Origin of the sequence: Amycolatopsis vancoresmycina (assembly GCF_000716785.1) — a bacterium.
GTDB lineage: Bacteria > Actinomycetota > Actinomycetes > Mycobacteriales > Pseudonocardiaceae > Amycolatopsis > Amycolatopsis vancoresmycina.
The window spans coordinates 147,466-172,126 of record NZ_JNYY01000015.1; the positions used below are offsets into that span (position 1 = coordinate 147,466).

Genomic DNA, 24,661 nt, shown 5'->3' on the forward strand with positions numbered 1-24,661 from the left:
CGTATGTCCACTGTGGATGCGCAAGGTTGGACGCCCGCCGAGACCGAAGTGCTGGTCCGGTCGATGATGCGGGCGCCGTCGGTGCACAACACGCAGCCTTGGCTGCTGGAGGTGGCTGCGGGGGAGCTGTCGGTGCGCGAACGCGCCGAACCGGCACTCCCGCACCACGATCCGCAGGGGCGGGACCGCGCCGCGTCCTGCGGCGCCGCCGTGGCCAACCTCGAGCTGGCGGTCCGCACACTCGGCCGGTCGTGCGTGGTGGCGTTCCTGCCGGAGGACGAGCAGCCGGACCTCCTCGCCCGGATCGCCGTCGGCGAACCCGCCGCACCGGCGGCCGAGGAGCTCCGCCGTTACGGGGCGATCGCCCGCCGGGCCAGCCACCGCGCACCGTTCGAAGGCGTGGCCGTGCCGCCGGCCGTGGTGCGGCGGCTCGTCGCGGCCGGCGGGGCGCACGGGGTGGAAGCCCGGCCTGTCCACGAGATCGCCGTCGTTGCCCGGTTGCTCCACTTCGCCGCGGAAACCTTCCGGGAAGACGGCGCCTACCAGCGCGAACTGTCGTTGTGGACGATCCGGGACGAGCCGGCCCACCGGCACGGCGTCGGAATCCCCATGAGCCGGATTCCGGCGGGTTCGGTGCCCTGGGCGGGCCTGGTCCGCCGCGCGACCGAAATCCCGGAACCACCCGAACTCGAGCGCCGCCTGGCCGGCGAGACGCTCCTGCTCTTCGTGACCGTGGACGATTCGCGGTTCGACCACGTCCGGGCCGGCTACGCGATGGAACACGCCTGGCTCGCGGCCGTCGACCTCGGCCTGGCCGCCGCGGTCCTGACGCAGCCGCTGCACCTGGCGCAGGTGCGCTCGGCGCTGTGCGAAGACCTCGGGCTCACCGGCTTCCCCCAAGCCCTCCTGCGCATCGGCTACGCCGCGGAAGCGGATCCGCCCAGCCCGCGCCGAGCGGTCGACGAGGTGCTGCAGCGCGGCCCGCGTCCTGCTTCACTTCAGTGAGGGCTGTACTGTTCCACGCATGCTGACCTGTGAGACCCGGGAATCGGCCCTGGCCCGGCTGGGGCGCGCGCTGGCGGATCCGACGCGGTGCCGGATCCTGGTGGCGCTGCTGGACGGCGTCCGGTACCCCGGCAAGCTCGCCGAGAAGCTCGGCCTGACCCGCTCCAACGTGTCCAACCACCTCTCCTGCCTGCGAGGCTGCGGCCTGGTGGTCGCGACCTACGAAGGCCGCCAGGTGCGGTACGCGCTGGCCGACGAGCACCTCGCCCGCGCGCTCGGCGAGCTATTGCAGGTCGTCCTCGCGGTCGAGCCCCGCGAAGAATGCCTCGACGAGCCCGCGGCGGCGAAGGCGGCGGCGCGATGAGCCAGTCGCCGGAACTGCGCGGGGAGAACCTCCTCGGCGACACCTGCTCGGACGGCTGCTGCGCGTCACCCGACGAGGTCGAGCCCGAACGGCGGCAGGTTCTGACGCGCCGGGTGCGGTGGCTGGTCGCTGCCACCATCACCTACAACGTCATCGAAGCGATCGTCGCCATCTCCGCGGGCACCATCGCAGACTCCATGGCGCTGATCGGTTTCGGGCTCGACTCGGTGATCGAGGTCGCGTCCGCGGCCGCCGTCGCGTGGCAGTTCTCCGGGAAAGACCCCGAAGCGAGGGAGCGAACTGCGCTCAAGGTCATCGCGGTGTCGTTCTTCGCCCTGGCGGCCTATGTGACGGTCGAGTCGGTCCGCACGCTGTTCGGTGGCGCGTCGGCCGAAGAATCCAGGGTCGGCATCGTGCTGGCCGCGGTGTCCCTGCTGGTGATGCCGCTGCTGTCCTACGTTCAGCGGCGCGCCGGCCGCGAACTCGGCTCGGCCAGCGCGGTCGCCGATTCGAAGCAGACCTTGCTGTGCACCTACCTGTCCGGTGTGCTCCTGGTCGGGTTGCTGCTCAACGCCTGGTTCGGCTGGTCGTGGGCCGACCCGCTGGTCGCGCTGGTCATCGCGGCGGTGGCGGCCAAGGAGGGCCGCGAAGCCTGGCGCGGCGAGCACTGCTGCTGAGGGTGCCGCGAAGGCCTGCGCCCACGTCGCAGACTACGTGGGCGCAGGCTCACGGCGCTGTGATCAGAAGGCAGTCAATGCGGACTGCGAGTGAGCCGCCTGCGATGCCGGGGTGTCGGTCGCGCGGCGGGCGCCGCCGGTGAGGGGCAGGCCGCCGGTGGGGGCGAACATGCCCATGGTGAAGGTCGAGCCGCTGGGTGCCGTGGCGATCGGGACGATCGGGAAGGCGTTGCCGCCGGCTCGGACGGAGGTGGAGATGTAGTCGCCGAACATGCGGCCCTGGGAGGTGTTCGGGATCCAGGACAGGTTCATCGGCCCGGCGACCTGGGTGGCGGTGCTCCAGCTGGTGCCGCCGTTGGTGGAGGAGATGAAGCCGGCGTCGAGCTGGCAGGTGGCGGCGGTGCAGTTGGCGGTGGGGTAGAAGTAGTAGGTCAGGCCGATCCGGGCGCTGGCGCCCGACGTCGAGGCGTCGACGCCGATGCCGGGGACGAAGTGGTCGACGGTGCTGGTGGTGGCGTCGATCGGCACCCGCGTCGGGGCGCCCCAGGTGGTTTCGCTGGTGGACTTGCTGAGCACGATGTCGTTGCTGGCGCAGCCGGAGCGGAACCGGCAGTCCGACCAGGTGACGTAGGCGGTGCCGGCGCTGTCGATTTCGGCGCTGGGCAAGGCTTCCTCGCGCAGGCCGCCGGCGGCGTCGTGGTGGCTGACGCTCGAGACGAGGACGGTGGAGCGCCAGCTGGCGCCGCCGTCGATGGAGCGGAAGCTGCGTATCTGGTCGTTGAGCGAGAGGTAGGGCACGAGGACGGTGCCGTTGGGCCGGACGACGGGCTGGCCGCCGAGGCCGGTGGCGCTGTCGCCGGTGGCGCGGGCCGGGCCCCAGGTGAGGCCGCCGTCGCTGGAGGTCTTCATCCGCAGCGCGTCGCCGGAGCTGGTGATGTCGTATTCGGTGTAGCAGTTGCCGAAGAACGGGCTGCTCGCGGTGTTGTCGCAGACGATCCAGTTCTTGTCCAGCGAACCCGTTGCGGTCGTGACGGGGTTGCCGAAGGTTTTGCCGCCGTCGGTCGAGCGGCTGGTGAACACCGGGTCGCCGGGGCAGTTGACGCCGAGGGAGGAGATCAGCCAGACGTTGTGCTTGGCGTCGAAGGCGACGGCGGCGTCGCTGATCTGGCCGCAGGCGCCGCCGGTGTTGGCGGTGGTGCCGGGCAGGAAGCCGGAGGTCCAGGTGGCGCCGCCGTCGGTGGAGGTGGCGAACCCGATGTCGGAGGAGCCGCCGCCGGAGACGCGGCCGACCTGGAAGGCGGAGACGATGGTGGTGCCGAACGCGAAGGTGTCGGGTTCGACCTCGGTTCTGTGCTGGGCTTGGGCGTCGGTGAACGGATCGGAGCTGACCTGGGTGACGGCGACGTTCGCGGACGCGGACGTCGCGGACACCAGCAGCCCGCCGACCACGACGGCCGGTAACAGAGTGGCGGTGATGAGTTTTCGGGATAGCGGCATGACGCGTTCACCTTCTGACGTCGAGGTGAGGCGGGCAGCGGGGTCGCCGCTGCGGGCCATGACGGTTGTCGATCCAGCCACTCGAATGCGCCGCGGTAAAGGCTCTCGACCGATCCAGACCCGTTCGGGTGCGGCTGAACGGCGGACGAATTGGCCATGCGTTTACCTGATGCGGAAATGACCGCCGGAATGCCGGTGACGATCTGTACTCCCGCTTTTGACCGGTATTTCCGGTTGTGGCCGGCCACGCGACTTGGCCGTCGCGGCGGGTTACCCGCCGAGCCCCAGTAGCGGCGCGTCGCCCCAACGCGACTGTCCCGGAGTGAAGCCGAAAACGCGGCGGGTGGCCGTGATCGTGTTGTACTCGGGTGCCGGGGTTCTCCTGCTGGATGTCGTGCTGACCCGGTTGCCGAACCAGCGCTGGTGGCCAGGCTGGGCGGTGGTCGGCGGCTGGCTGGGCCGGTGGTGGCCCCTGCTCGTCGCGATCGTGCTGGCTGCCACCGCCGGCGCCTTCCTCAGGCTCGGCGCCCGACGGCCCACCGCGACCACATCCACCTCGATCCGCTGGGAGTCGGAACCAGGCCGGCCAGGTCTGCTGCCGCGCACCACGGTGACACCGGGTCCTCCGCCGGTGCGGCGGTGGAACTGGACCGCGGTCACCTCGATCGTGACGGCAGCCACCGCCCTGGCCGCTCTGGTGTTCACCGCGCAGTCGCTGTCTGCGACCCGCGAGCAGATCACCCTGTCCGAACAAGGCCAGATCACCGATCGCTACACCAAAGCCATCGACCAACTGGGAACTCAGGGGCCTGATCACCTGCAAACCCGCCTCGGCGGTATCTACGCCCTGGAACGCCTGGCCGGCGACTCACCGCGCGACCAGCCCACCATTGTCGAAATCCTCAGCGCCTTCCTCCGCAGCACGCTGCCCACCGCTGCCGATCACCTCAACGGGGCCACCAATTGCCCGGCTACGACAATTCTGCAGGTTGACATGAGGGCCGCGTTGTCGGTGCTCGGCCGGCGCAACCACGCCTACGACAAACGAACGACCACCGACCTGCACGATGTCTGCCTCGTCGGCGCGGACCTCAGCGGGACGCAGCTGGAGGGTGCGAATCTCGACGGCGCGGACCTCACCCACGCCAACCTCTTCGCCGCTCAGCTCACCGGCGCGAACCTCTACGGCGCGGACCTCACCGGCGCCGACCTCAAAGTCACGTTCCTCGACGACGCGGTACTGATCGCCGCCAACCTCACTCGCGCACGGCTTGAAGGCGCGTTCCTCGCCGAGGCAAACCTCACCGACGCGAACTTCGACGGCGCGAACCTCACCGACGCTGTGTACGACAACAACACCATCACGCGAGGTGCCACAAAGAACGACGCCTCAGGAGCCTGGTGGTGAACCAAGGAATGACACCCTTCAGATCGCCCGTTCCGGAGGACGGAGGAAGAAGGGCGCGGCGAGCAAGAGCAGCCCGAAACAAGCTGTCACGGGTGCCGCCCCGGTCGCCGCCGCCACCAGTTGGGTTGCGCCGATTGCGGCGGCGGACGTCGCGAGCAGCCGGATGCCGAGGCGGAACGCGCGCGGGTGGGGTGTTACGGCCAGCTCGGCCACGGTCCGGCCCACCTGGATCACCGCCAGCGCCCACGTCCCCCACCACGTCAGGAGCAGAAGGAGGCGGATCGGCGCGGGGAAGGGGCCTCCCACCTCGTGGACAACGGCGACCACGGTGCTGCCCAGCGCAGCCGGCGCCGTGAGCCGGAGCATCAGGCGTCGCCCCGCGGAGGGCGCCGGTCGGGGACCGATGAACAGCAAACCGGCGACCACCGTGAACGCGCAGCTGTTGAGTACCCCGGAAAGGGTGCGGGTGTCCTCGATGGCCAAGTTCGTCACGAACCAGCCGATCCCGGTCACCATGACGGCCATCGCGGCGATCCGGGCTTGGCGCTGAGCCGGGGAGGTTGCGGGCCACGCGGCCGGGTGCAGCCACATGCCCACCGCGCTCATCAGCACGTTCGGCCAACGTCGCGGGTTTGCCCGGAGCTCCGCCGCGAGGTCGGCGCCCCAGCGCTCCCGGAAGGCGCGGGGGTACAGGCGGACCGGCCAGGGCTCGGCGGTCATGCGGGCCGGACGCCGAGGCGGCGCAGGCCCGCGTCCGCCACCCGGGCCATCGCGCGGAGTTCGCGTTCCAGGACGGCTCGGCCCTGGTCGGTGATCCGCACCGGACGCTGCCTGCCCTCGCCGTCGAGGGCCTCGATCAGTCCTTTCGCCTCCAGCCGGGCGAGTGCGCCGTAGAGGCTGCCCGGGCCGAGCCGTTTGCCGGTGAGCTCGTCGATGGCGGTGTTGATGGCGTAGCCGTGCCGCGGTCCGTCGGTCAGCGCATACAGCACCAGGATCTGGGCGTCGTTCGGCATGCCTGCTCCTCCGAGGTAGTACGTTCAGCGTACTACGTGCGACGTACCATCGAGGGCTCAGTGAGCCGGAGGCTGGACCTCCACCTCGGGGTAGGGCGACGGGCCCGTGAGCACTGGTGCGGGCCGGCCGCGGGTCACGTGGTCGGCGAACGCGCCGAGGTAGGCGTCGACGAGGGCTTCGGAGCCGGCGATGTCGCCGAGCGCGAGTGCCGACCGGATCGGTGCGGCGAGGTAGTAGGCGTTGTAGTCGCTGAAATCGAAGTGCTCGGCACCGCGGATCCGGTAGCGCCAGACCGGGCCGGTGCTCGCGGCCAGCATGGTCCGAGCGGTCCTCAGGTCCGCTTGGTCGGCGGGCGCCGACGGAACGCACATTCCGGTGATGCAGGAGTTTTCGCTGCCGATGAGCAACGCCGGTTTGGTGAGTCCGGTGTGGACGACCGTGCCGTACTGGGTGCCGTCGAGATCGGCGGCTCCGGCGCAGTGCGGATCGGACCGGCACGCCTCCAGTGCGGCGGCCCCGCCGAAGGAGTGACCGATGTAGACGGTCACGGCCGGGTCGGCGAGCGGCTTCGCTTGTGCTGCGGCGAAGCGGGCGTCCGCGGCCCAGAAGTCGACCAGCCGGTCGCCCGCGGCCTGGGCCGCACCCTGGTGCAGGTCCGCAGCCTCGAACGCCGGCGGGTTGCCCGCTTCGCTCGCCGTCACCGTAGTCCCGTCGAGCACGCTGAGGTTGGCGCTGTAGGTGGGCGTAACACCCAGGACGAGATACCCGCGCGACGCCAGGGATTCCGCGAACGCGGTGTACTGCGGCGCCGAGAAGCCGAGGCCGGGTTCCAGGACGATCACGGGGAACCGGCCCGCGGCCGCCGGTGCGTCGGCGGTCGAATGGGTGCGGACTTCGTCGAAGCTCGTTTCACCCCAGCCCATCGGAGCGTCCAGGTGCAGCCCTGCCCACAGGCCGGGGGTGTACGGGGCGGGATTCGAGCCCGCGGAGACCGTCGCGGGGTACCACATCCACACGGACAGGCGGCGCGGCGTGCCGGGGTGCGGAGCCAGGGGATCGGCGCGGGTGTGATCGGTCCACTCGGCGATCGTGCGGCCGACCGGATACGGCCCGGCCGGAGCGGGCAGCGTGACCGGCCGGGCCGCGCGGACGGCGGCATACCCGACGTAACAGCCACCCGCCAAGACCACGGCGACGACCAGCATGAGAAGAACCCGGAGTGCACGAGTCACGCCGCGATAGTACACGGCGCGTAGTACGTGACACGTAGTACGGGGGCAACCTTCGAAAAATCCACTGTGGATGGACAACGTTCGCTTGTTCACCTGCTGTTCGTGCTGTGCTCCTCCGGTGGCCGGATCGGGGGCGTGGGATGCCGGGGACGCCCGCACGAGGAGGAACCCTTGACCCGGAAAAGAATTCGCGCCGCCGCCGTGCTCACCGCGCTGGCGCTGCTCCCCATCACGGCGCCCGCCGCCTCGGCCGCCGGCGCACGCCACGTGCTGCTGATCTCCGTCGACGGCATGCACCAGGCCGACCTCGTCGCCTACGCGGCCGGGCACCCGAACTCGGCGATGGCCGGTCTGCTGGCGCGCGGGACGGCTTATCGCAGTGCGAGCACGCCGGTTCCGTCCGATTCGTTCCCCGGTCTCATCGGCCAGCTGACCGGCGGTGATCCCGCGGCCACCGGAATCTACTACGACGCCACGTACAACCACCGCCTGCTGCCGGCCGGGACCACCGACTGCAGCGGCGCGCGACCCGGTGCGACGGTGAACCTCACCGAGGACCTCGACCGCGACCAGAGCAGGCTCGACGCCGGCCAAGGCCTGACCGGCCTGCCGGACTCCGTGCTGTCGATGACCGGCACCCCGCAGACCCTGCTGAACCCGGCCGGTCTCCCGGTCGACCCGCGCACCTGCCGTCCGGTGCTGCCGCACGAATACCTCAAGGTCGACACCGTCTTCGAAGTCGCCCGCCGCGCGGGGCTGCGGACCGCGTGGTCGGACAAGCACCCGGCCTACGAAATCCTCAACGGACCCTCGGGCGGCGGGATCCAGGACCTCTTCACCCCGGAAATCAACAGTACGGCCCCGGCGGACACCGGCGACTGGACCTCCGACAACGCCGCCACGCAGCAGTACGACGCCTACAAGGCGCAGGCCGTGCTGAACGAAATCGACGGCTTCGACCACTCCGGCACCCACCGTGTCGGCACTCCGGCGATCTTCGGGCTCAACTTCCAATCCGTGTCCACGGCCCAGAAACTGCCCCTGTCGGGCGGCCGGCCCGGCGGGTACCTGCCCGGCGGCACGGCGCCCGGACCGGTCCTGACCTCGGCACTGGACTTCGTCGACACGCGGATCGGCGCGTTCGTGACCGAACTGCGCCGCCGGCACCTCGACCGCACGACGGCGATCATCCTGTCGGCGAAGCACGGGCAGTCGCCGACCGACCCGGGCGCACTGACCCGCGTCGACGACGGCAAGCTGCTCGACGGCCTGAACGCCGCTTGGAAAGCCGCCCACCCCGGCGCCGGTGACCTCGTCGTCCAGGCGACCGACGACGACGCGATGCTGCTCTGGCTCGCCGATCGCTCGCCGGCCGCGACGGACTTCGCGAAGCGCTACCTGTTGGCGCAGAACGGCACCGGAACGGACCGCGACGGCGCGCCCAAGGCGTTCACCGATTCAGGTCTCCGGCAGGTGTACGCGGGTGCGGACGCCGCGCGCTACTTCGGGGTCCGCCCGGGAGATGACCGGGTTCCCGATCTGTTCGGTGTCGTGCAGTACGGCGTCGTCTACACCGGCGGGAAGAAGAAGATCGCCGAGCACGGCGGGGTCGCCCCGGACGACCGGGCGGTGCCGCTCGTGGTGAGCGGTCCCGGCATCGGACGGCGGACGATCTCCGCCCCGGTGGCGACCACGCAGATCGCGCCCACGATCCTCCGGCAGCTCGGCTTGGAGCCTCGCTCGTTGCAGGCCGTCCGCATCGAAGGCACGCAGGTGCTGCCGGGCCTGGGCTGATCGCGGTCAGCGGCCGATCTGCGCGATCTCGATTCCGTCGTGCAGGTCGGCCGCGCTGTCGAGGGCGGTCTCGGCGGACAGGCCCGCGAGCCCGACGACCAAGGCGCTCAGCAGCACCACCGGGACCCGGCCGCGAACCCGCGGTTGGGGCGTCAGCAGCGCCGAAACCCGGCGGGGGACCGGGCCACCGGTCGCGGCGAGCGCGAACCCGTGGTGCGGCCGGCCGGCGAGGGCGGCTTTGGCCACCGCGTGCGCGACCACCGTGCGGTCGCCGATCCGCTGGGCCGCGGCTTCGTCGGCCCAGCGCTCGAGGGCGAACCTGGCCGGCGCGCTCAGCGGCCGCAACAGCGGGTTGAGGGTCACCGACAGCGTCAGGGCGATCAGGAACAAGTGGTGCCGGAACGCGAGATGAGCCTGTTCGTGGGCCAGCAGCGCGGACCGTTCCTGCGGGTCGAGCGCGTCGAGCATGCCGGTGGAGACCGCGACGCGCCCGCCTCGTCCCGGCACGGCGAAGGCCACGGCATCGGCGCCGGGCAGCAGCACGATTTCGCCGCCGCCGTGCCGGTCCAGCTCACGCGAGAGGCGCCGCGCCCACCGCACGTACCGGATCACGGCCCGCGTCAGCAGGACCACGAGCACGCCGAGGACCGCGCCCGCGGCGATCGAGGTGGGGACGTTCACCCCGTTCTCGGCCTTCAGGGCCTGGGGCGACCAGTGGCCGAGGCCGGCGACCGCGGGCAGCAGGGACAGTCCGGACAGCGCGAGCAGCGCCAGCACCGCGGTGCTGCCCGCCGCCAGGACCAGGCAGGCGCCGGTGAGCAGCCAGCTCGCCGTCCGCGGCGGCAGGTGCGGTCCGGCCAGCCGGGCCGCCGGCCACGCCAGGAGCGGCAGCAGCAGCGGGATCAGCAGGTCGGCCGTCATTTCTTGCCGCGCAGCAGGCTTCGCAGCAGGGCCTCGTCCGAGTCCGACAGCTGGGTGACGAACCGGGCGAGGACGCTGTCGCGGTCGGGCTCGCCGTCGAGGACCTTGGCCATCTTCCGGGCCGCCAAGCCGGCTTCGTCGTCGACGGCGTGGTAGCGGTACGAGCGTCCGTGCTTCTCCCGGGTCGCGGCGCCCTTGTCGTGCAGCCGGGTGAGGATCGTCACGACCGTCGTGTACGCGAGGTCGTCCGCCAGCTTGGCCTGGACCTCGGCGGGTGTGAGGGGCTCGGCCGCGTTCCCCAGCACGCCCAGCACCTCGGCCTCGAGCGTTCCGGGTGCGCGGCGCGCCGGTTCCTTCCGCATCCCTCGAATCTACCCTGCGGCCGGATCAGCGGAGGGTGAGCACGGCCAGGGCGCCGGCGCCCGCCAGCACGCAGTACAGCGCGAACCGGCTCAGCGTCCGGGTGTGGAAATAGCGGGTGAGAAACCGGACCGCGAGGTACGCGCTGGCGAACGACGCGACGCTCCCGGCGAGCACCTGGCCGTGGATGCCGGTGCCCAGCGGCCCGAACAGGTCGGGGATCTTGAGCACGCCGGCGGCCAGGATCACCGGTGTCGCCAGCAGGAACGAGAACCGGGCGGCGTCCTCGTGCGACAGCCCGCGCAGCAGCCCGGCTGCCATCGTGACCCCGGAGCGGCTGATCCCGGGCAGCAGGGCCAGCACTTGCGCCGTGCCGATGAGGGTGCCGCGGCCGAAGGACATCCGGGACAGCCGTTCGTCGGCCTGGACGTCCGCCTCCGCGGCGGCGCCGGGCGCGTCGGCGGCGGGTTCGGCCGCGGCCGCCCGCCGGCGCAGAAGTTCGGCCAGGTACAGCAGAACGCCGTTGACGATCAGGAACACCGCGGCCGGTACCGGTTTGCCGAGCGTCGTGCGGAACAAGTGCTCCAGCAGCAGGCCGCTGACGCCGACCGGGATGGTCGCGAGGATGATCAGCCAGGCGAGCCGCTCCGCGGAGGTCTGCACCCGGCGGTGCCGGATCGAGCTGACGAACCCGCCGACGATCCGCACCCAGTCCCGCCAGAAGAACAGCAGCAGGGCGGCCGCGGTCGCGACGTGCAGGCCGACGATGAACGCCAGGTACGGCGACTCGGGCGCGGACACGTCGAGGTCCCGCGCCCACTGGCCGCCCACCACGGCGGGGATCAGCACGGAGTGGCCGAGGCTGGAGACCGGGAACAGCTCGGTGACGCCTTGGAAGGCGCCGACGACGATCGCTTCGAAGTAGTCCAGCACGATGCCTTCCCGGGTGAGCGTGACGACCTGTCCCTCGGGATACTACACGCAAGTAGAAGTTGATCTGCTCGGCGGGCGCTCGGCTCTCACCGAACGTTAACGATCGAGAGTTAGCCTCGGCGAAGCGATTTCACCGACGGGAAAGAAGAATCATGACCGAAAACGTGACTGCCGAGGCGATCCGGTGTTCGGACGCGGAACGTGAGCAGGTCCGGCGGGCCCTCTACGCGGCAGCGGGCGAAGGCCGCCTGACGATGGACGAGGTCGAAGAACGCCTGGGACAGCTCGAGACCGCCCGCTTCCGGCACGAACTCTCGGCCATGACGACGGATTTGCCGTCGGTTCAGGAGCAGAGTCCCTTGGCGGGCTGGCGGGCGATTCTGGCTGCGGCCGGACGCGCGTTCGCGGCCGACATCGCGGTGCTGCGCGGACGTGCTCCCGAGCCGTCACCCGGCCGGCGCCGGTTGCTGATCATCGTGGCGGCGCTGCTCGGCCTGCTGATCGCCGCCGCCCTGGTGATCGGCGTGGTGCACGGCTTCGCAGACGGCTCCGAACCGCACGGCGCCCACGGTTTCGACCACGACTGAGGAGGGACCCGGCACTGGGAAGATCCGAGCGGGGCTCGCTATGGTGGCGGGGCAGCTGGTTCGGTCTCCGCGAGCACGTGGCGGTGACCGAGGCAAGAGGGAACCCGGTGGGAATCCGGGACTGCCCCGCAGCGGTGAGCAGGAACGACCGCCGTCAGTCCCGTCGAGGGACGAGCACTGAGCCACCCGGCTTGGGAAGCGACGGCCAGTAGGAACCCGGCGTACGCGCCGGAACGCCCGCGAGTCCGAAGACCTGCCGGCTGCGCACCCCACGACCGTGGGGTGCTGGCTGCGACCTCGCGGGCAGGTCACGCCGGATCACGACCGTTCCGGTCGCGGTTTGCCGTGCGCTCCCGCAGGTCCACGCGGACTCGCGAAGGAGAGCCCCCGTGACCAGTACCACCCCGACCAGCCGCGCCACCGTGCACGGCTACCCGCGCCAAGGCGCCGACCGGGAGCTCAAGAAGGCCGTCGAGGCCTACTGGAAGGGCCGCATCGACGCCGACGCCCTGCTCGCCACCGCCCGCGAGCTGCGGCTGCGGAACCTGGCCGAACTGCGCGACGCCGGTATCGACGAGATCCCGAGCAACCACTTCTCGTGCTACGACCACGTGCTGGACACGTCCGTGCTGCTCGGCGCGGTGCCCGAGCGCCACGTCACCGCCGTCCCGGACGCCTCGACCCCGGCCGGCGAGCTGGACCGCTACTTCGCCATGGCCCGCGGCACCGCCGACGCGCCGCCGCTGGAGATGACGAAGTGGTTCGACACCAACTACCACTACCTCGTGCCCGAACTCGGGCCGGACACGGCGTTCACCCTGAACGCGGCCAAGCCATTGGCCGAGTTCGCCGAGGCCCGCGAGCAGGGCGTGACGACCCGTCCGGTGCTCGTCGGCCCGGTGACCTTCCTGTTGCTGGCCAAGGACCCGACCGGCACCGACGGCTTCCGGCCGCTCGACCTGCTCGACCAGGTCGTCCCGCTCTACGCCGACCTGCTGCGGCAGCTGCGCGAGGCCGGCGCCGAGTGGGTCCAGCTCGACGAGCCCGCGCTCGTGACCGACCAGCCGGCCGACGTGCTGGCGAAGGTCGCCGAGACCTACGCCACCCTGGCCGCCGAGCCGAAGCGGCCGAAGATCCTGCTCGCGTCCTACTTCGACCGGCTCGGCGACGCCCTGCCGGTACTCGCGTCCTCGCCCGTCGAGGGCCTGGCGCTGGACTTCACGAACAACGCCGCGGCCAACCTCGACGCGTTGGCCGCGGCCGGCGGGATCCTGGACAAGCGGCTGGTCGCGGGAGTCGTCAACGGCCGCAATATCTGGGCCGCGGACCTCACCGCGGCGCTGTCCACGCTGGGTACGCTGCTCGGGCTGGCCGGCTCGGTCGACGTCGCGGCGTCGTGCTCGCTGCTGCACGTGCCCTACGACGTCACCCTGGAAACCGATCTGGACCCCGAGATCGCGGGCTGGCTGTCGTTCGCGCGGCAGAAGCTCGCCGAGATCGTCACGCTGCGCCGTGGCCTGACCGAGGACCGCTCGGCGATCGAGGACGTCCTGCGGGCCAACGCCGACCGGCTGGCCTCCCGGGCGGCGTCGCCGATCGTGCGGGTCCCGGCTGTGCGGGAGCGGGTCGCCGCGGTCACCGAGGCCGATCTGCATCGGGCGAGCCCGTACGGCAAGCGCCGCTTGGCCCAGCAGGACCGGCTGCACCTGCCCGAACTGCCAACCACGACGATCGGCTCGTTCCCGCAGACCGCTGAGCTGCGCAAGGCCCGGGCAGCACTGCGGGCGGGGAACCTCGACCAGGACGCCTACCGCGAGGCGATGCGCGCCGAGGTCCGCGCGGTGATCGCCGAGCAGGAGGAACTCGGGCTGGACGTGCTGGTGCACGGCGAGCCGGAGCGCAACGACATGGTCCAGTACTTCGGCGAGCAGCTGACCGGGTTCCTGGCCACGCAGCACGGCTGGGTCCAGTCCTACGGCACCCGCTACGTCCGGCCGCCGCTGATCGTCGGCGACGTCGCCCGTCCCGAGCCGATGACCGTCGAGTGGGCCACCTATGCCCAGAGCCTGACCGAGAAGCCGGTCAAGGGCATGCTGACCGGCCCGGTCACCATGCTCGCCTGGTCGTTCGTCCGTGACGACCAGCCGGAAGGCGACACGGCTCGGCAGGTCGCGCTCGCGTTGCGCGACGAGGTCGTCGATCTGGAGGCGGCGGGGATTTCGGTGATCCAGGTCGACGAGCCTGCGCTGCGCGAAACGCTGCCGCTGCGCACCGCCGACCGGGCGGCGTACTTGGACTGGGCTGTCGCGTCGTTCCGGCTCTCGACGGCCGGGGTGCGCGACGACACGCAGATCCACACGCACATGTGCTACGCCGAGTTCGGGGACGTCTTGCAGGCGATCATCGACATGGACGCCGACGTGACCAGCCTGGAAGCGGCCCGCTCGAACATGGCGATCGTCGCCGACCTCGCGCGCGCCGGCTACCCGAACGAGGCCGGGCCGGGGGTCTGGGACATCCACTCGCCGCGGGTGCCGTCGGTCGAGGAGATCGCCGGCCATCTGCGTGCCGCGGTCGAGGCGTTCCCGGTCGAGCGGTTGTGGGTCAACCCCGACTGCGGCCTGAAGACCCGCGGATACCCCGAAGTGCGGGCCACGCTGGCGAATCTGGTCGAGGCGACCGGGCAGCTGAGGGCGCGGGCGTGACGAGCGTTTCCCCGCGGCGGGCGGTCATTCCGCCCGCCGCGGTCCCGGCGCCGCGCACCAGCCTCTCGACCTGACCGGGGAGCGGCGCACTCACTTCTTCGATTTCCGGCAATACGGTCACACCGCGCGCATCGGGGAGAATTCGGCAGCCATTCACGGCCGCGGTGTGAACGCGGTATCGGGTGCCGGATCGACGAAAGTCCGTTCCGCATCGTTGGTTCAGACCAATACGCTGAATTTTGCCGCCGGTCACGGGAATCGCCGGAAACGCAAAGGGACGCCATGGATGCCTACCTCTCGCCGCGAACGTCTTCGCCCGTTCTGGTCGGACGGCAAGCGGAGCTGGATCGGATCGTCGCCGCCGTCCTCGACCCGCCCGCCGTGGTCCTGGTCGAAGGGGAAGCGGGTATCGGGAAGAGCAGGCTCCTGCGCGAACTGGCGGCCGAACTCGGGGGCCGGCCGGTGCTCACCGGGCACTGCCGGGGGCGGGAGCAATTCCCCTACGGTCCCGTGCTCGAAGCACTCGCCGCCCTGGGACCGCTGCTCCCCGCGCCGGCGGCGTTGAACCCGGTGACCGGTGCGCTCCGGCCGCTCGTGCCCGAGCTCGACTCGTTCCTGCCGCCGGCCCCCGGCGCGCCGGCCGAGGCCGGGGTGCGGCGGCACCAGACGTTCCGGGCCGTGCGCGGGCTGCTGGACGCGGCCGGGAAGGTCGTGCTGCTGATCGAAGACCTGCACCACGCCGACGAGCGCTCGCGCGAACTGCTGGGCTTCCTCGCCGAAGACCCGCCGCCGCGGCTGTCGCTGGTGGGCACCTACCGCAGGCACGACTGCCCGCTGGGCCTGCCCCTCGGCGTCGCCGTGCGCCCCGTGGCCGGCGTCGCCGTGACCCGGGTGGCGCTGCGGCCGCTGACCCCTGCGCAGACCCGCGTCCTGGCCTCGACGTACCTGGGCGGCGAGCCGGTCGATCTCGACTTCGCGGCCCGGTTGCACGAGCGGACGGCCGGAATCCCGCTGCTGGTCGTGGAAACCGTGCGCGCCATGGGCACCGGATCGGCCCGGCCGGACGGCCTGGCCGTGCCCGACGTGGTCCGCGAGGCGGTCGCGGAACGCCTGGCGGGACTGCCGCACGCGGCGGTCGCCCTCGTGCGGGCCGCGGCCGTCGCCGGCGTGTCGGTGCCCGAAGCCGGTCTCGCCGAGATCGCCGGTCTGGAACTCGCCGACGCGGGCCCGGCTCTGGTGGCCGCCTTGGCCGCCGGGGCCGTGGTGGAGACCACGGCGGGCCGGTACGGCTTCCGGCACGCGCTGGACCGGCAGGCGGTCTACGCCGGCGTCGCCGGCCCGGACCGCACCCGCCTGCACCGGCGGGCCATGGCCGTGCTGGCGAAGTGGTGCCCGGCGCCCCTGGCGGAGCTGGCGGCCCACGCCCGCCACGCGGGCGAACACGCCGAATGGGTGCGCTACGGCGAAGCGGCGGCCGAACACGCGCTGGCGGCCAACGACGTGCCGAGCGCGGTGGCGGTGCTGCGCGACCTGGTCGCCGATCCCGCCCTGGCGGCCGCCGACCTCGCCCGGCTGGCCCGCCGGCTCGGCCAGGTGGCCGCCCACGGCGTGGACCACGCCGCGCTCGTGAGCGTCCTGCGCGCCCTGCTCGACGACCGGCGCGTCCCCTCGGACGTGCGGGGTGAGCTGCGGCTGGCGCTCGGCCTGCTGCTCTTCCGCCAACCGGCGCTGGACGACGGCCGGGCCCAGGTGGCGGCGGCGATCGGCGAGGTCACGGCCGGCTCGCCGGTGGCCTGCCGGGCCGCGGCGGTGCTGGCGAACCCGGTGCTCGGTGCCGCCCCGCTGGCCCACCACCGGCGGTGGGCGGCCGTGGTGCGCCGGCCGGCCGACCCCGCTCTGCGGTTCGCCGTGCTCGCCGACGACGTCGCCCTCGACCTGATGACCGGGGTGCCGGGAGCCGGGGACCGCGCCGAGCGGCTGAGCACGGCCGGCGACCGTCCCGAGGAACGGCGGGAGCTGGCCCGCATGCACGCGAACCTGGCCTACGCCGGCCTGCTGACCGGGCACTACCGGCGGGCCCACCGGTGGCTCGACGCGGCCGAGCGGCTCGTCGCCGGGGTCAAGCTGCCGTTCACCGCCGCCGCGCTGCGCGGAACCGGGTTGTGCTTGGCCTGGCGCACGGGCGCCTGGGCCGGGCTCGCCGAAGCGGCGACCGGACTCCAGGCGAGCTATCCGGCCTTCTGGCCCGTGGTCAGCGAAATGTCGTACCTGCTGGGGGTGCTCGACGCGGCCGGCGGAGACTGGGTCTCCGCCGCCGACGGCCTCGACCGGCCGGACCTCACCGATCCCCACCGGACCCTCATCCCCGTCGTCCTGGCGGTCCACGCGGCGAAGGTGTGGATGCTGCTTCGCCGCCGTCGGGTCGAAGCCGCTATCGCCGAGGGGGACCGCGGCCTGGCCGTGCTGCGCGGCAAGCAGGCGTGGGCCTGGGCGGGGGACCTGCTGCCCGCGGTGGTCGCGGCCCGGACCGCACACGGCGACGACGTGACCGGGCTGGTGGCCGAACTGGACACCGGACTGTCCGGAGTGGACGCGCCGCTGGCCGCCTCGGCTTCGGTGTTCTGCCACGGGTTCCGGCTCGCCGCCGCCGGAGACCCCGCCGCGGTCACGACGTTCGAAGCGGCCGCGGACCGCTACGCCTCGCTCCCCGCGCCGTATCCCGCGGCCCGCGCGTTCGAGGAAGCGGCGCGGCTGCGACTCGCCGCCGGCGCCGGCGCACTCACCGAGGCCGCCGCGCGCTACGAACGGCTCGGGGCCACCGCCGATGCCGCGCGGTGCCACCAGACGCTGCGGTCGTCCGGCGTCGTCAACCCCTCCCGCCGCGGCCGCAGCGGCTACGGCGGTGACCTTTCGCCGCGCGAACAGCAGGTGCTCGGCCTGCTCCACCAGGGGCGCACGAACCGTGACATCGCCGAGGCGCTCTCGATTTCCACCCGGACCGCGGAGTTCCACGTGGCGCGCACCCTGCGCAAGGTCGGGGCCCGGTCGCGGCAGGACGTCGTCCGGCCGCGGGCGACAGCGCCGGAATAAGACCACGGCGTCCGGGAAAAGTACCCGGATCAGGTAGCGGTACGAGCTGTTCCCGCAGTTGTTTCCGGGACGGTGCTCATCGACAGTGAGTTCATCTTCTCCGGCTGTCACTCACACGACTGATTCGTCCCCGAATCGTGTGCCGCGACCGTGAGCGAGAGATGTCCGCATTTTCACATTTCCGGCCGGTGCGATCCACCGCCCGGGATAGGAGCACGTCGTGAAACCACCCAGCCGTCTCCTCACCGTGGGAGGCTCCCTGTCGGCGGCCCTGGTCGTCGCCGGGGTCGTCGTCGCGTCACCCGGCGCCGCCGAACCCGGCGCCGCCCCCTCGGCCGCCGACGCCGTCGCCAACGCCACCTCCGCCGCCGACGCGCTCGTGGCCGCGCACCCGGCCGCGCTGCACGCCGGGCCGCAGGACGCGTTCGTCCGGCGCGGCGTGAGCTCCTCGAACGGGAACCAGTACGTCAGCTACGACCGCACGTACGCCGGTCTGCCGGTGGTCGGCGGCGACTTCGTCGTGGCCACCGACGCCCGCGGCGCCGTCCAGTACCTGTCCGTGGCCCAGGACCGGACGCTCGGCGCCGTGCCGACGACGGCCACGGTCACCCAGGCACAGGCCGAATCGGCCGCCCGCGGCCGGCTCGCCTCCGTCACGAAGGCCGAACCGTCCCGGCTGGTGATCGACCTGCTCGGCGGGAAGGACGGGCGCGCGGCCTGGGAGTCGACCGTCGACGGCACGGACCGGGCCGGGGGACCGAGCCGGCTCACCGTCTACGTCGACGCGCTGACCGGCGCCGTCCTCGACACCCGCGAGCACGTCGCGCACGGCGACGGCAACTCCGCCTACAACGGCCCGAACCCGGTGCACATCGACACCAGCCGGGGCGGCAGCGGCTACGTCATGCAGGATCCGCAGATCTCGAACCTCAGCTGCGCGGACTACAACACCGGCCAGGTGTTCACGAAGGGCTCGGACAGCTGGGGCAACGGCAACGCGGCCGACAAGGAAACCGGCTGCGTGGACGCGTTGTTCGCCACGCAGACGGAAAACCGGATGCTGGCCCAGTGGCTGGGCCGCAGCGGCCCCGACGGCAACGGCGGCGCGTGGCCGATCCGGATGGGGCTCAACGACGTCAACGCCTACTACGACGGCACGTCCGTGCAGATCGGGCACAACCAGGCCGGCCAGTGGATCCCGTCGATCGACGTCGTCGCCCACGAGATGGGGCACGGCATCGACGACCACACGCCGGGCAGCATGTCCCAGGGCGGGACGCAGGAGTTCGTCGCCGACACCTTCGGCGCCTCGACCGAATGGTTCGCCAACGAGCCCAGTCCGTACGACACCCCGGACTTCACCGTCGGCGAGGAGGTCGACCTCGTCGGCAACGGGCCGATCCGCAACATGGCCGACCCGTCCCGGGTCAACAACGACCCCGACTGCTACAGCTCCTCGGTGCCCGGCGGCGAGGTGCACGCGGCCGCCGGTCCCGGCAACCACTGGTTCTACCTGGTGGCCGAGGGCAGCAATCCGGCCAACGGGCAGCCGCAGAGTCCCACCTGCAACGGTTCTTCGGTGACCGGCGTCGGCGTCCAGAAGGCCATCACGGTCATGTACAACGCGATGCAGATGAAGACCTCGGCCAGCTCGTACCCGGCCTACCGCAAGTGGACGCTGCAGGCGGCGAAGACCCTCGACCCCAGCTGCGCGGTGTTCACCACGGTGAAGAACGCGTGGAACGCGGTGAGCGTGCCGGCGCAGTCGGGTGAGGCGACGTGCAGCGGCGGTCCGACCACCACCCCGCCGACGACGACGGGCGGCACGACCCCGCCGACCACGCCGCCCGCCGGCTGCGGCGGCGTCGCGGCCTGGAGCGCCACCAAGGCCTACGTGCCGAACGACGTCGTCTCCTACAGCGGTCACAAGTGGACGTCCAAGTGGTACTCCACGGGCGCGGAGCCGGGAGCCCCTGGCTCCTGGGCGGTCTGGGGTGACGACGGTCCCTGCTGACCGGCTGTCCGGTGGTGCCGCGGCCGGGGACCCCGCGGCACCACCATCCTCAGCGTCCTCACAGAGGAGAAGGCGGATAATCCCGCATCGGCCGGTTCGCCGCGAACCGGCCATTTGCCGATGCGGAAAATCGGCGATTTCTTTTCCGGAACGGAGTCCGGCGAGTTTCGGCTCGGCCGGGGAAAACGACTTTCGTGGGTGGAAAGAAAATGTCGCACCGTCTTACGCTGTCGAGGCGCGCTTCCCGCACCGGTGTGTCATCGCCCCATCCCACGAGCATGGAGATGACTCATGTCCACTGCACATCCGGCTTCCCCGGTCCGGCGTGGCGGCACGATCTGCGCCGCCGCGTTGCTCGCCGCCGGGACCGCCCTCCTGCCGCCCTCCGCGGCGTTCGCCGCCCAGCCCATGAACGTCCGGGCCGCGACCGCGCTCGGCGGACAGCTCACGAACCGCCTCGGCGACCGCACCGTGGGCGCCTACTACGACCACGGCCACCTGGTCGTCACGGTCACCGACGCGGCGGCGGCCGCCGATGTCCGCACCGCCGGCGCCGAGCCGCGCCCGGTGCCCTTCCGCCGGTCCGAACTGGCCGCCGTGACCGGCCGGCTGAACCGGTCCGACCGCGTTCCCGGCACGGCGTGGCGGATCGACCCCCGCACCGGCCAGGTGCGCGTGACCGCCGACCCCACCGTCGCCGGCGCCGCGCTCGCGAAGCTGACCGCGGAGGTGCGCGGCTTCGGCGCCAAGGCCCGCTTCGAGCGGACCGCACGGCTGCGTCCGCTGCTCACCGGCGGAGACGCGATCTGGGGTCAGGGCCTGCGCTGCTCCCTCGGCTTCAACGTGCACGACTCGAGCGGCAACCCCGGCTTCATCACCGCCGGGCACTGCGGGGTCGCGACGAACGACTGGTGGGCCGACTCCGGGAACTACGAGCACATCGCGAGCACCCAGCGCGCCGACTTCCCGGGCACGGACTACTCGTACGCCGCCTACGACCCGGGTGCCGACGGCCCCAGCGCGGTCAACACCGGCCAGGAGATCACCGGCGCGGGTGACGCCTCGGTCGGCGAGCCGGTGACGCGCAGCGGCTCCACCAGCGGCGTCTACTCCGGCACGGTCACCGGCCTCGACGCGACGGTGAACTACGAGGAAGGCTCCGTCTACGGCCTGATCGACACCGACGTGTGCGCCGAGCCGGGCGACAGCGGCGGCGCCCTGTTCGACGGCGCCACGGCGATCGGCCTGACCTCCGGGGGCAGCGGCGACTGCACGTCCGGTGGCGAGACGTTCTTCCAGCCGGTCCCGGCCGTGCTGCAGGCGTACGGGCTCAGCCTTCCGTGACCGACCGGGCTTTCCGCCGTCCGTCCGGCGGAAAGCCCGGCTCGCCCGGCTGTTCAGGTGGTCGTGCCGGTCACCAGCCGACGGCCACCAGCAGCCACTGCGGGTCTCCGTGCGAGACGAACGAAGACTGCGAAGCCACGTCGTCGTACGGGAAACCGTACGCGAGGCCGTTGATGGCGTGGTCGTGCCAGAACTTCGCGTAGTAGTTCGCCGGGGCCGCCTGGTAGTAGCGGGCCGGGTCCTGCCACTGGGACTGCGGCAGGTGGGCCGTGTGCCGGTTCAGGGCCGCGCACAGGTCGGGGTTGCCGGCCAGCGACCCGGCGCAGCCGGTGATGTTCGACGTCGGCTCGTTGACCCCTGCCGACTGGGCGTACGCGGTGAAGTAGTTCGCGTACCTGCCGCCGGTGCGGAAGTCCGGTGCGCTGCCGGGGGCCGGGATCCGGTAGGGCGCGTTCACCGTGGCCAGGCCCTGGAACTCGGCCGGCACCCCGGCCTGGAACTTGGCGAACGTGGCCGAGCGGTCCTCCTGGAACGTCGGGTAGTCGTCGCCGACCTGCACGTCGTAGCCGTCGTGGGCGTGCAGCCGCATGGCGAGCTTGAGTGCGAAGGCGTCCACCCGGGTGGTGTTGCCGTTGAACACGTCCGCGCCGACGGTGAACTCGATGAAGTCGGCGTACTGGCCGTTCGGCGTACCGAGGTAGAAGTACATCCGCCCGGCCGAGTTGGCCGGCATGTCGATGTAGGGCTGCTCGGCGATCGAATGGGTCTGGCCGCCGAAGTTCCAGTACACCTGGCTGTCGGGGTACTTGCCGTTGGTCCGGTTGAGCACCTTGACCGTGAGCACGTTCCGCGCGGCCGGGATGCCGGCGGTGTCACCCCAGAACGAGTCCGGCGGCGTGCCGGTGCCGGGTGGCGTCGTTCCGCCGCCGGTGCCGAAGACCTGGAACTCCCACAGCGACACGCCGTACGGGGTGGCCCGGGCGGTCGTGGACAACCGCACGTACCGGCCGGAGCCGGTCACGTTCAGCGTCTGCGTGCCGCCGGTGCCCGAGGTGGTCTGGTACACCGTCGACCAGCTGGAAGCGTTGTCGGACACCTGGATCTGGTAGGCGGTGGCGTAGGCGGCTTCCCAGCGCAGCACCACCTGGCTGACGGTGGCCGCGCCGCCGAGGTCGACCCGGAGCCACTGCGGATCGCTGAACTGCGACGACCACCGGGTGGCGGTGTTGCCGTCCACCGCGGCGGACGCGGGGGTGCCGGCGTTCTCCACCGACGACGCGGTGACGGCTTTCCCCTGCGAGATGAGCGTGCCGGCGGCGCTCGCCGACGGGACGGCGAGGCCGAGCGCGCCGGCCGCGAGGGCCGCGGCGAGCACCGCCAAGCGGGTGCCGGGTCCGCGGCGACGGCGCCGCGGCGGGGCGTGGGTGACCATGGTTCCTCCTGGCTGGGGAAACGGTCGGACCGGCCGCCGGCGAGGCGACGGCGCGGCCCGGCTCGTCCCGGAACGCCGGGCGGATGCCCAGGAGGGCCGGCGGGAACGATCGGTGAAAAGGTTCATACCAGTCGGCCCGGCTGTCAACCCTCCACCGGATTCACCCTGGTCGCCACCACCTCCGGCCGGTTCGAGCAGGTGCGGTCGCACCCCACCCGAGGTGCCGCACCGCGTGGTGCCACCCGGCCCCCGCGACGCCTCGGTACGTGGAGCCACGGGTCGTCGGCCTCGGCCTGGGTAACCGGCGTCGATGACGACGCGATGGCGGGAACGGCTGCGAGCGACGGGCGCGGCGGCCACCGGGCGGCTCCGGCGGGCCCGGTGGTCTGTCGCGCAGACCGCGGTCGCGGTCGGCGTCTCCTGGTTCATCGCGCACGACCTGCTGGGCCACCCGCAGCCCTTCTTCGCGCCGATCGCCGCAGCCGTCTCGCTGTCGGCCAGCGACATCCTGCGGGGCCAGCGGGCGCTGCAGCTGATGAGCGGGGTGGCGCTGGGCATCGTGCTGGGCTCGGCCGCGGAAGCGCTGGCCGGCACGAGCGCCCCGGCGTTCGCGCTGGCCGCGCTCCTGGCGATGTACAGCGCCTTGGCCTTCGGCGGCGGTCCGTTCGGCCAGGGCCTGATGTTCGTCAACCAGGCCGCGGCGTCGGCGATCCTGATCCTCGCGCTGCACCGGCCGGGATCCGGGACCGAACGGCTGGTGGACGCGCTGATCGGCGGCGGCGTCGTGGTGGTGATCGCGGTCCTGCTGGTGCCCGCCGACCCGCACCGGCTGCTCGGCGAAGCCACCGAAGACCTGTTCGCCGAGCTGCGCGACGCGCTGTGCGGCCTCCGGCTCGGCGGCCCGCCCTCGGCCGGCGACGACGTCGACCGGGAACTGGCGGCCGGCCAGCGGATCCACGCGCGGCTGGCCGCACTCGACCAGGCCCGGGGAACCGCCCGGCAGGCGGTGCTCGTCGCGCCGCGCCGCTGGAAGGCGCGCGCGAGCGTGCACCGCGCCATCGCCCGCAGCCGGCACTTGACCTTGCAGGCCAACGCGGTGCTCACCCTGGTCCGCGTCACCCGGGCCGCCGTCGACGCGGGAGAGGATCTGCCGCGGCCACTGGGCGAGGCGATCGCCGAACTCGCGCACGCCTGCGACGTCCTGGCGACCGGCGGCAGCCGGGATCGAGCGGTCGCGGCCGCCACGCGAGCCCGGGACCTCCTCGACCCGGCGCGGCACGCCGGCCCCGGCTACCGCGGCACCGCGGTGTACGCGGTCCGAGCCTGCGCGCGCGACCTGGTGGCCGCAGTCGGAACGTGACGGGGGCCGGTCAGGAGGCGAGCGTGACGGCGGCGTCGGGTTCGACGACCCGGAAGCTGAAGCTCTCCTCCAGGTAGAGCGTCACGGTCTCGGCGTCGTGGTGGCTGTAGCCGACCGCCAGGTCCTGGCCGAGCTCGAGGGAGAAGCCGCCGCTGCCGAGGCTGACGAGCAGGGCCCCGTCCAGGCCGGGCGCGCGGACCACTTTGCCGCCGCCGAGGACGCGGCGGAGGTGGTCGAACAGCAGGTGGCCGCCGTGCTCGGTGCTTTCCACGATGCGGGTGTAGCCGCCGGGGGCGATGGCGAGCCCGTAGGGTCCCTTGATCCCGGCCTGGCGCAGGGTGTCGACCGCGCGGGCCACGACACCGGGGTAGGCGTCGGGGTCGTCGCCGAGCGACGCGGTGTCGTACGGCGAGGCCTCGGTGATGCCGGTGATGCCGACCGCGGCCCAGCCGTGGAAGACGGCCCGGTTCTCGATCATCGCGATCTGCTTGGCCGCGCGGTCGAGGTCGTCGAACTCGAGGTCGTCGGCGCCGCGTTCGGCGTCGTCGAGCTCCGCGCGCGACACCGTGAACGGCACCCGCACCTCGGTCAGCGGCAGGACGCGGCGTTGCCGGACCACCGCGCCTTCGCCGATGTCGGCCAAGGTCGCGGCGGCGACGGTGGTGGTGCGTCCGAGGTCGGTGGCGGAGTGCCGCCAGCCGTGCGGGCCGGCCACGTCGACCAGGCGGCGGGCCGCGAGGTGGGTCTGCAGCCGCTCCTTGGCCTCGTCGTCGACCTCCTGCCAGCCCGCGTCGGTGATCGGGGCCAGGTCGCGCATCAGGTGGTTCATGTCAGATGTTCCCGTCTGTTTTGCAGGCTTCACGGGGCTGGGAAGATGGGATGGGCCGCTCGGTAAGCCGGTTGGACTGTGATGCGGTGAGAGCT

The 24,661-nt window shown here is 72.2% G+C and carries 20 protein-coding genes and 1 riboswitch; of the genes, 11 read left to right on the plus strand and 9 right to left on the minus strand.

Annotated elements, in window-relative coordinates:
• The first annotated feature begins 3 nt into the window (after positions 1 to 3).
• The 3 genes from OO60_RS31870 to OO60_RS31880 are packed head-to-tail and all read left to right on the plus strand — an operon-like array spanning position 4 to position 2,046.
• Positions 4 to 1,005 carry an Acg family FMN-binding oxidoreductase gene (locus OO60_RS31870; protein WP_033262714.1) on the plus strand — a complete coding sequence of 334 codons (1,002 nt, stop codon included), beginning with the start codon at positions 4 to 6 and terminating at the stop codon, positions 1,003 to 1,005.
• A 19-nt stretch (positions 1,006 to 1,024) separates the two neighbouring features.
• The gene (gene cmtR, locus OO60_RS31875) at positions 1,025 to 1,369 is read left to right on the plus strand and encodes a Cd(II)/Pb(II)-sensing metalloregulatory transcriptional regulator CmtR (RefSeq protein WP_004559210.1); all 345 of its coding nucleotides are present in this window, start codon (positions 1,025 to 1,027) and stop codon (positions 1,367 to 1,369) included.
• Positions 1,366 to 2,046, plus strand: coding sequence for a cation efflux transmembrane domain-containing protein (locus OO60_RS31880; protein WP_004559209.1), 681 nt, complete (start codon positions 1,366 to 1,368; stop codon positions 2,044 to 2,046). The genes cmtR and OO60_RS31880 overlap by 4 nt, the downstream gene beginning before the upstream one ends.
• A gap of 63 nt (positions 2,047 to 2,109) precedes the next feature.
• Here the strand turns inward: OO60_RS31880 and OO60_RS31885 are convergent, their stop codons facing one another.
• A complete protein-coding gene (locus tag OO60_RS31885) occupies positions 2,110 to 3,543 on the minus strand; it encodes a sialidase family protein (RefSeq protein ID WP_033262715.1) in 1,434 nt (477 codons plus the stop codon).
• Positions 3,544 to 3,865: 322 nt separating this feature from the next.
• Between OO60_RS31885 and OO60_RS45120 the strand changes: the two genes are divergently transcribed.
• On the plus strand, positions 3,866 to 4,951 hold the full coding sequence (locus OO60_RS45120; protein ID WP_155849015.1) for a pentapeptide repeat-containing protein: 1,086 nt from the start codon (positions 3,866 to 3,868) through the stop codon (positions 4,949 to 4,951).
• 18 nt (positions 4,952 to 4,969) lie between these two features.
• On the opposite strand, the gene OO60_RS31895 is transcribed toward OO60_RS45120, so the two are convergent.
• From OO60_RS31895 to OO60_RS31905, 3 genes are read right to left on the minus strand one after another with little or no spacing between them, the layout of a single operon-like run.
• A complete protein-coding gene (locus tag OO60_RS31895; protein ID WP_004559206.1) occupies positions 4,970 to 5,671 on the minus strand; it encodes a hypothetical protein in 702 nt (233 codons plus the stop codon).
• Positions 5,668 to 5,964: a PadR family transcriptional regulator gene (locus OO60_RS31900; RefSeq protein ID WP_004559205.1), complete on the minus strand. Its 297-nt coding sequence runs from the start codon at positions 5,962 to 5,964 to the stop codon at positions 5,668 to 5,670. The genes OO60_RS31895 and OO60_RS31900 overlap by 4 nt, the downstream gene beginning before the upstream one ends.
• A gap of 57 nt (positions 5,965 to 6,021) precedes the next feature.
• Positions 6,022 to 7,197, minus strand: coding sequence for an alpha/beta hydrolase (locus OO60_RS31905; protein WP_240490841.1), 1,176 nt, complete (start codon positions 7,195 to 7,197; stop codon positions 6,022 to 6,024).
• 171 nt (positions 7,198 to 7,368) lie between these two features.
• Here OO60_RS31905 and OO60_RS31910 point away from each other — a divergent pair, with 171 nt between their 5' ends.
• Positions 7,369 to 8,991, plus strand: a complete 1,623-nt coding sequence (locus OO60_RS31910) for an alkaline phosphatase family protein (protein WP_033262716.1) — start codon at positions 7,369 to 7,371, stop codon at positions 8,989 to 8,991.
• Positions 8,992 to 8,997: 6 nt separating this feature from the next.
• On the opposite strand, the gene OO60_RS31915 is transcribed toward OO60_RS31910, so the two are convergent.
• The 3 genes from OO60_RS31915 to OO60_RS31925 are packed head-to-tail and all read right to left on the minus strand — an operon-like array spanning position 8,998 to position 11,205.
• Positions 8,998 to 9,912, minus strand: coding sequence for a M56 family metallopeptidase (locus OO60_RS31915; protein ID WP_004559202.1), 915 nt, complete (start codon positions 9,910 to 9,912; stop codon positions 8,998 to 9,000).
• Positions 9,909 to 10,274, minus strand: a complete 366-nt coding sequence (locus OO60_RS31920; protein ID WP_004559201.1) for a BlaI/MecI/CopY family transcriptional regulator — start codon at positions 10,272 to 10,274, stop codon at positions 9,909 to 9,911. Before OO60_RS31920 ends, OO60_RS31915 begins: the two co-directional genes overlap by 4 nt.
• Before the next feature lie 25 nt (positions 10,275 to 10,299).
• Positions 10,300 to 11,205, minus strand: coding sequence for an undecaprenyl-diphosphate phosphatase (locus tag OO60_RS31925; RefSeq protein ID WP_004559200.1), 906 nt, complete (start codon positions 11,203 to 11,205; stop codon positions 10,300 to 10,302).
• A 152-nt stretch (positions 11,206 to 11,357) separates the two neighbouring features.
• On the opposite strand from OO60_RS31925, the gene OO60_RS31930 reads away from it, so the two are divergent.
• The 5 genes from OO60_RS31930 to OO60_RS31950 all read left to right on the plus strand — a co-directional run bounded on the left by OO60_RS31930 (position 11,358) and on the right by OO60_RS31950 (position 20,945).
• Entirely contained in the window at positions 11,358 to 11,792 is a 435-nt protein-coding gene (locus tag OO60_RS31930) for a DUF1707 SHOCT-like domain-containing protein (RefSeq protein ID WP_004559199.1), read from the plus strand.
• A 39-nt stretch (positions 11,793 to 11,831) separates the two neighbouring features.
• A riboswitch (cobalamin riboswitch) is annotated at positions 11,832 to 12,067 on the plus strand.
• A gap of 114 nt (positions 12,068 to 12,181) precedes the next feature.
• The gene (metE, locus tag OO60_RS31935) at positions 12,182 to 14,497 is read left to right on the plus strand and encodes a 5-methyltetrahydropteroyltriglutamate--homocysteine S-methyltransferase (protein WP_004559198.1); all 2,316 of its coding nucleotides are present in this window, start codon (positions 12,182 to 12,184) and stop codon (positions 14,495 to 14,497) included.
• Between the two features lie 282 nt (positions 14,498 to 14,779).
• Positions 14,780 to 17,587, plus strand: a complete 2,808-nt coding sequence (locus OO60_RS31940) for an ATP-binding protein (RefSeq protein ID WP_033262717.1) — start codon at positions 14,780 to 14,782, stop codon at positions 17,585 to 17,587.
• A 220-nt stretch (positions 17,588 to 17,807) separates the two neighbouring features.
• Positions 17,808 to 19,601, plus strand: coding sequence for a M4 family metallopeptidase (locus OO60_RS31945; protein WP_244885610.1), 1,794 nt, complete (start codon positions 17,808 to 17,810; stop codon positions 19,599 to 19,601).
• A gap of 291 nt (positions 19,602 to 19,892) precedes the next feature.
• Positions 19,893 to 20,945, plus strand: a complete 1,053-nt coding sequence (locus OO60_RS31950) for a S1 family peptidase (protein ID WP_003070424.1) — start codon at positions 19,893 to 19,895, stop codon at positions 20,943 to 20,945.
• 70 nt (positions 20,946 to 21,015) lie between these two features.
• On the opposite strand, the gene OO60_RS48475 is transcribed toward OO60_RS31950, so the two are convergent.
• Positions 21,016 to 22,377 (minus strand): beta-1,3-glucanase family protein, encoded by a 1,362-nt coding sequence (locus OO60_RS48475; RefSeq protein ID WP_033262719.1) that lies wholly within the window; start codon positions 22,375 to 22,377, stop codon positions 21,016 to 21,018.
• 310 nt (positions 22,378 to 22,687) lie between these two features.
• Between OO60_RS48475 and OO60_RS31960 the strand changes: the two genes are divergently transcribed.
• Positions 22,688 to 23,737, plus strand: coding sequence for an FUSC family protein (locus OO60_RS31960; protein WP_051767824.1), 1,050 nt, complete (start codon positions 22,688 to 22,690; stop codon positions 23,735 to 23,737).
• A 10-nt stretch (positions 23,738 to 23,747) separates the two neighbouring features.
• On the opposite strand, the gene OO60_RS31965 is transcribed toward OO60_RS31960, so the two are convergent.
• Positions 23,748 to 24,566 carry a family 1 encapsulin nanocompartment shell protein gene (locus tag OO60_RS31965; RefSeq protein WP_033262720.1) on the minus strand — a complete coding sequence of 273 codons (819 nt, stop codon included), beginning with the start codon at positions 24,564 to 24,566 and terminating at the stop codon, positions 23,748 to 23,750.
• Positions 24,567 to 24,661: the final 95 nt, after the last annotated feature.

What these genes read in the sequence shown, in the direction of transcription:
- OO60_RS31870 (WP_033262714.1), top strand. Translation starts at nt 4, where the DNA reads ATGTCCACTGTGGATGCGCAAGGTTGGACGCCCGCCGAGACCGAAGTG.
- cmtR (WP_004559210.1), top strand. Translation starts at nt 1,025, where the DNA reads ATGCTGACCTGTGAGACCCGGGAATCGGCCCTGGCCCGGCTGGGGCGC.
- OO60_RS31880 (WP_004559209.1), top strand. Translation starts at nt 1,366, where the DNA reads ATGAGCCAGTCGCCGGAACTGCGCGGGGAGAACCTCCTCGGCGACACC.
- OO60_RS31885 (WP_033262715.1), bottom strand. Translation starts at nt 3,543, where the DNA reads ATGCCGCTATCCCGAAAACTCATCACCGCCACTCTGTTACCGGCCGTC.
- OO60_RS31895 (WP_004559206.1), bottom strand. Translation starts at nt 5,671, where the DNA reads ATGACCGCCGAGCCCTGGCCGGTCCGCCTGTACCCCCGCGCCTTCCGG.
- OO60_RS31900 (WP_004559205.1), bottom strand. Translation starts at nt 5,964, where the DNA reads ATGCCGAACGACGCCCAGATCCTGGTGCTGTATGCGCTGACCGACGGA.
- OO60_RS31915 (WP_004559202.1), bottom strand. Translation starts at nt 9,912, where the DNA reads ATGACGGCCGACCTGCTGATCCCGCTGCTGCTGCCGCTCCTGGCGTGG.
- OO60_RS31920 (WP_004559201.1), bottom strand. Translation starts at nt 10,274, where the DNA reads ATGCGGAAGGAACCGGCGCGCCGCGCACCCGGAACGCTCGAGGCCGAG.
- OO60_RS31930 (WP_004559199.1), top strand. Translation starts at nt 11,358, where the DNA reads ATGACCGAAAACGTGACTGCCGAGGCGATCCGGTGTTCGGACGCGGAA.
- OO60_RS31940 (WP_033262717.1), top strand. Translation starts at nt 14,780, where the DNA reads ATGGATGCCTACCTCTCGCCGCGAACGTCTTCGCCCGTTCTGGTCGGA.
- OO60_RS31950 (WP_003070424.1), top strand. Translation starts at nt 19,893, where the DNA reads ATGTCCACTGCACATCCGGCTTCCCCGGTCCGGCGTGGCGGCACGATC.
- OO60_RS48475 (WP_033262719.1), bottom strand. Translation starts at nt 22,377, where the DNA reads ATGGTCACCCACGCCCCGCCGCGGCGCCGTCGCCGCGGACCCGGCACC.
- OO60_RS31960 (WP_051767824.1), top strand. Translation starts at nt 22,688, where the DNA reads ATGACGACGCGATGGCGGGAACGGCTGCGAGCGACGGGCGCGGCGGCC.
- OO60_RS31965 (WP_033262720.1), bottom strand. Translation starts at nt 24,566, where the DNA reads ATGAACCACCTGATGCGCGACCTGGCCCCGATCACCGACGCGGGCTGG.